The sequence below is a fragment of the Campylobacter sp. TTU-622 genome (assembly GCF_016598965.1).
Classification (GTDB): domain Bacteria; phylum Campylobacterota; class Campylobacteria; order Campylobacterales; family Campylobacteraceae; genus Campylobacter_D.
This window is the reverse complement of the sequence record NZ_JAENKR010000078.1, coordinates 1-6,108: the sequence shown is the minus strand read 5'-3', so window position 1 is coordinate 6,108 and position 6,108 is coordinate 1. Positions and strand designations below refer to the sequence as shown.

Below are 6,108 nucleotides of genomic sequence, written 5' to 3'. Positions count from 1 at the left end.
TTCTAGGATTGATAATTTTAGATCTTATTTTTATAATAGCTTAAAAATTGATACACAAGTTTTAAAATTTTATAAAAAAAATAATTTCTTAGATTTAGAAAAGGATGAAATATGAAAAAATATTTTTTTATTTTAATAATACCATTTTTATTATGTGCTGATACTTTAGAAATTACAGATTTAAAAACAGATCTTTATTCTAAGAGTAGTAATAATTTGCTTAAAAAAATTAATATTTCTTTAGAAATTAATGGAGAGAATTTAGAAAATAATAAAGCAAAAATTATTGATAGTATTAATAGTGTAATTTCGAGTTTTTTTTATGAAGATATTTTTACAGAACTCGGAAAAGGGACGTTTAAACAGACACTAGAAAAATTTATTTATAAAAAATATAAAATAAAAATTAATTCTATTTATATTTTATCTTTAAATAGTGTTGAAAAATTTGATATAGAAGAGTTAAAGCAGTTTTTAAAATCTCAAGAACAAGAAAAAGAAAATTCAGAGCAAATACCACATATTAAAGCTCCAGAAGTTCCTAAAGTCCCAAATGTTTCTTTAAATGATGATTTAAATTTATCTAAAATAGAAAATATAAAATTAGAAAATAATTTAACGCTAGATAATAATACATCTAATGTTTTGCCTCAGATATTTAAAGAAAATAATATTAGCAAAAAAGAAAATAATTCAAGTAGTGCTACTGGATTTGAGATAAAGCTTGATGAAAATCAAACTTTTTAAGAAACAATATCAAAATTTTTTGGAATTTTTGGTATAAATAAATTTTCATTAATACGAATATTTCTTTTTTGATTGAATAGTTTAATATTGACATTATTATCAAATTCGTCTTTATAAGAAATATTTTCCACTTGATTTTCTTTTAATTTTAAAACATAAGTAGTATTTTCATACTTAGCTTCATAAGTATTTTGATCAATCATTTTAGCATTTTTAAAAATTTCATTTAAATTTGGAATATTTTCAAGTTTTGAAATAATAACTTGCTCTAAATCATATTCTATAATAGTGATTTTATTGTTATCTATGAAAATATCTTTATGTATGGGATTTTGATAATTCCAAAGAGCTTTATTGTGGGTTATAGTAAAATGACCTGTATAATTGATTTTTGTTTTTTTATTATCTATGCTTTGGATAAAATCACTTGAAAAATTTTCAAAACTTAGATCAAGAGCAAAAATTTTAATCATCATACTTAATAAAATAAACACGATTTTCATAAAATTCCTTAAAAAATAAATATTTTTTAAAGCATTCTAGCTAAGTTTAATTAAATAATAGTTATAATGATAGTTTAAAAGATTTTAATCAAAAGGCTAAATTATGTTTTTAAGCACCTTAAAAACTTTACTTGGAACAAAAAATGATCGTGAAATAAAAAAATATTTTAAACGCGTTGAAAAAATAAATTCTCTCGAAGAAAAATATCAGAAAATGCAAGATGAAGAATTAAAAAATATTTTTGCAAATTTAAAAGAACAAGTTTTAAATAATCAAGTAAGTTTAGATGAAATTTTAAATGATGTTTTTGCAATAGTAAGAGAGGTTGGTAAAAGAACTCTTAATATGCGTCATTTTGATGTTCAGCTAATTGGTGGTATGGTTTTACATGAGGGAAAAATTGCAGAAATGAAAACAGGTGAAGGTAAGACCTTGGTTGCTACATTACCTGTAGTTTTAAATGCTATGAGTGGTAAAGGTGTTCATGTAGTTACTGTAAATGATTATTTAGCAAAAAGAGATGCAGAACAAATGAGTGCTCTTTATAATTTTTTAAATTTAAGTGTTGGGGTTATTGTTTCAGAGCAAAATAGCGATATAGAAAGAAAAAAGGCTTATAGTTGCGATATTACTTATGGAACAAACAATGAATTTGGCTTTGATTATTTACGTGATAATATGAAATTCGAAGCAAAGGATAAAGTGCAAAGAGGATATAATTTTGTTATTGTTGATGAAGTAGATAGTATTTTAATTGATGAAGCAAGAACTCCTCTAATTATAAGTGGTCCTACAAATAGAACTTTGGATGGCTATATTAAAGCTAATGAAGTAGCTAAAAAAATGAAACGAGCCAAAGAAGTGGAGGCACCACAAAAACCAGAAGGCGATTTTTTAGTAGATGAAAAAAATAGAACTATACTTATTACAGAAGAGGGTATAGCAAAAGCTGAAAAGCTTTTTGGAGTTGAAAATTTATATAGTCTTGATAATGCAATCTTAGCTCATCAATTAGATCAAGCTTTAAAAGCTCATAATCTTTTTGAAAAAGATGTGCATTATGTATTACGCAATAATGAAGTTGTTATAGTAGATGAATTTACTGGAAGATTAAGCGAAGGAAGACGTTTTAGTGATGGGCTTCATCAGGCTTTAGAGGCAAAAGAAAATGTAAAAATTCAAGAAGAAAGTCAGACTTTAGCTGATATAACTTTCCAAAATTATTTTAGAATGTATAATAAACTTGCAGGTATGACTGGAACTGCACAAACTGAAGCAAGTGAATTTTCACAAATTTATAATTTAGAGGTAATTTCAATCCCTACAAATATTAAAATTCAAAGAATTGATAAAGATGATCTTATTTATAAAACTCAAGAAGAAAAATTTAAAGCTGTAATAGAAGAAATTAAAAAAGCAAATTCCAAAGGTCAGCCTGTTTTAGTTGGAACTGCAAGTATAGAAAGAAGTGAAGTTTTTCATAAAATGCTTGTTAAAGAAAAAATTCCGCACTATGTTTTAAATGCAAAAAATCACGAGCAAGAAGCTTTAATTATACAAGATGCAGGAAAAAAAGGAGCTGTAACTATAGCTACAAATATGGCAGGACGTGGAGTTGATATAAAAATTGATGATGAAATAAGGGCATTAGGGGGACTTTATATCATTGGAACAGAGCGTCACGAAAGCAGAAGGATAGATAATCAACTTCGCGGTCGCGCTGGACGTCAAGGCGATCCTGGTATGAGTCGTTTTTATTTAAGCCTTGAAGATAATCTTTTAAGAATTTTTGGTGGTGATCGCATAAAAGGCATTATGGATAAATTGGGTATTCAAGAAGGTGAAAGTATAGAATCAAGAATAGTTACTAAAGCCATTGAAAATGCACAAAAGAAAGTTGAAAATTTACATTTTGAAAGTAGAAAGCATTTATTAGAATACGATGATGTAGCCAATGAACAAAGAAAAACAATATATCGTTATCGCAATGAGCTTTTAGATGAGGATTATGATATTAAAAGTAAAATTTCTCAAAATATTCAAGAGTATGTTTCTAATATTATGAATGAATTTTCAACCTATGATGAAGATAAAAAATTTGAAAATTTAAAACAAAAAATTCTTTATGAGTGTTCAACTGAAATTGATGATAAAGAATTTAAAGATTTAGAAAATTCTCAAATTCAAGAGAAATTAGTTTTGATATTGCAAAATTCTTATAATCATAAAATGCAAGAATTATCACAAGAAGAAATAAGAAATATAGAAAGAATTATTTACCTTCAAGTTTTAGATAATGCTTGGCGTGAGCATTTATATCAAATGGATATTTTAAAAACAGGGATTGGGCTTAGAGGTTATAATCAAAAGGATCCTTTAGTAGAGTATAAAAAAGAAAGCTATAATCTTTTTTTAGAGCTTGTAGAACGTATTAAATTTGATAGTATAAAACTTCTTTTTAGTATAGTTTTAAATAAAAAAGATATTAAAAATTTAGAAGAAAAAGCTAATGAAGAAAATCAAAAAATTTTAGACAATGCAGTTGAATTTGGAGCAAGTGAAGATAATTTGGGCGAGATGGAATTTAGAAAAGTCCCAAGAAATTCTCCTTGTCCTTGTGGTAGTGGAAAAAAATTTAAAGAATGCCACGGAAAAAGTGGGCCAAAACAAGGAATATTTTCTTGAAAAAAGGAATTTTGAGATATTTACTTTTTAAATATCTTCGCTTTGATAAAGAGCAACCTTTTATCAATCTTTCTATGCTTTTAGCCTTTTTAGGTGTTAGTGTCGGTCTTTGTGTGCTTTTGGTAGCAATGGCTATAATGAATGGCTTTGATAAAGAGTTTGAAAAAAGATTTTTTGTAATGAATTATCCTATTACTATTATGCCTAAATTTTACTCTTTGATTGATGATAATTTAATTGATAAATTAAAAAAAGAATTTCCTCAACTTAAATTTAGCCCTTATATTAGCACTCAAGTAATTATTAAAACAGATAATTCTTTTGAAGGTGGAGTATTATTTGGGGTCAATTTTCAAGATGAAAAAGAGATTAATGAGATAGTTAAAAAAGCCCTAATAATTGATCAAATACAAAATTTCGATATTTTAGTAGGTTCTGCTTTAGTGCGTGAGTTTGGTTTGAAAAGAGGGGATAAGTTAGCTATTATTTTCTCAAATCTTGATGCGAGTGGATTTTCTTTAACTCCTAAAACAAAACGTTTTGACATTAAAGCACAATTTCATTCAGGGCTTTTATTTTATGATAAGGCTTATATGTATGCTGATGTAAATGCTTTAAGAAAAATTTTAAATAGAAAACAAGATTATGATGGTATTCATATTTATAGCACCAATGCCTTTGAAGATCTTAAAAAAATAAAACAATATTTAGGAGATGATTATATAAGCGTTGGTTGGTGGGAGCAAAATCAAAACTTTTTTTCGGCACTAGCTTTAGAAAAAAGAGCTTTATTTATAGTTTTAATGCTTATTATTCTTGTTGCAAGTTTAAATATAGTAAGTTCTTTACTTATGATAGTGATGAATCGTCGTAGTGAAATTGCTCTTTTATTAGCCTTAGGAGCTAGTAGGGCAGAGATTAAAAAAAGTTTTTTTTCTTTGGGTATGCTAATTGGTGGAAGCGGTATGATATGTGGTATTATTTTAGCTTTTATTATTTTATGGCTTTTGGGAAATTTTGATATTATTTCTCTTCCTGCAGATGTTTATGGAACAACAAAACTACCTCTTGATTTATCAATGATTGATTTTTTCTTGACTATATGTGGAGCTTTAATCATTGTTGCTTTATCTTCTTACTATCCAGCAAAAAAAGCAACAGAAGTTAATGTTTTAGATACTTTAAGAAATGAATAATTCTTTATAATATATATAAAGAATTATTTTCATCAATATATCCTATTTTTTTCGTGTTATACCAGCGTATCCCATCTATTTCTTTAATCGCTTCATCGGTTAGTTTTTTATTGTTTAAATATCCAACCATAACTTGATGTCCACCTAATAATATAGTTCCATCTGTATCGATTTTTATAGCTATACCATCTAGAATTTGACCCAAGTTATTTTGATTTGAATTTGTATTAATACTTATTATAGGTGAAAGTTCATTTAATCCAAATGTAGAAAAAATTCTTTTTTTAAATTTTGACTCAAATTCTTCTTTAATATTTTGATCGATTTTGCCACCACTTAAAATAATTCTTGTATTTATAAATGTGTTTTCATTTAAAGTTTGAATGTAATTTTTAAAGGCATTTGTTTCTTCGCATATTATTGTAATTTGATTTGCAATTTTATTTTTAAAATTTGTATTAATAATAGCTTTAACTCCAGTTAAAATAGGAAGGAAAGTCATAATAAAGCCAAAAAAACTATAAGTAGGCAATGAAGATGATATCATATCATCATTTCTTAAATTAAATCGAACTGATATTTGCATAATAGTACTTAGAATATTGCGATTGTTAAACATTATACCTTGATTATTTTCGTAATTTATATTTGTAATGGCAAGATTATTTTTTGAAGGCGAAAATATAAGTTTTAAAAGACTTTTTGGAAAAACACTTATTAAAAGCGTATATAAAAATATTTTATTTTGTTGATCTTTTATAGTTTTTAAAATATCTTCCATAAAAATTAAATGAATATTTTTATCATTGAAATTTAAATTAAGACTTTCAAAAAAAACTTTTGATGTATAAATTTGTTTGATATTTGAATTTTGAATAATGGAATAAATATTTTTATCATTATAATTTAAATTTATAATAACTTTTTGTGATAATAAAATACTAAGATTGCAAAGCAGATTTTCAAATGAATTTGG

At 25.5% G+C, this 6,108-nt stretch carries 5 protein-coding genes; 3 read left to right on the top strand and 2 right to left on the bottom strand.

The genetic code is table 11. From position 1 onward, the window contains the following. Window positions 1–111: 111 nt before the first annotated feature. On the top strand, window positions 112–747 hold the full coding sequence (locus JG677_RS06670) for a hypothetical protein (protein WP_200169128.1): 636 nt from the start codon (window positions 112–114) through the stop codon (window positions 745–747). Here JG677_RS06670 and lolA read toward each other — a convergent pair. Next, complete coding sequence (gene lolA, locus JG677_RS06665) at window positions 744–1,250, bottom strand: LolA-like outer membrane lipoprotein chaperone (protein WP_200169127.1); 507 nt, start codon at window positions 1,248–1,250, stop codon at window positions 744–746. The genes JG677_RS06670 and lolA overlap by 4 nt on opposite strands. Before the next feature lie 103 nt (window positions 1,251–1,353). On the opposite strand from lolA, the gene secA reads away from it, so the two are divergent. Continuing rightward, window positions 1,354–3,936, top strand: coding sequence for a preprotein translocase subunit SecA (gene secA, locus JG677_RS06660; RefSeq protein ID WP_200169126.1), 2,583 nt, complete (start codon window positions 1,354–1,356; stop codon window positions 3,934–3,936). After that, window positions 3,933–5,132 (top strand): ABC transporter permease, encoded by a 1,200-nt coding sequence (locus JG677_RS06655; RefSeq protein ID WP_200285864.1) that lies wholly within the window; start codon window positions 3,933–3,935, stop codon window positions 5,130–5,132. The genes secA and JG677_RS06655 overlap by 4 nt, the downstream gene beginning before the upstream one ends. 4 nt (window positions 5,133–5,136) lie before the next feature. Here the strand turns inward: JG677_RS06655 and JG677_RS06650 are convergent. After that, a partial coding sequence (locus JG677_RS06650) for an AMP-binding protein (RefSeq protein WP_200285861.1) occupies window positions 5,137–6,108 on the bottom strand: 972 nt, incomplete at its 5' end.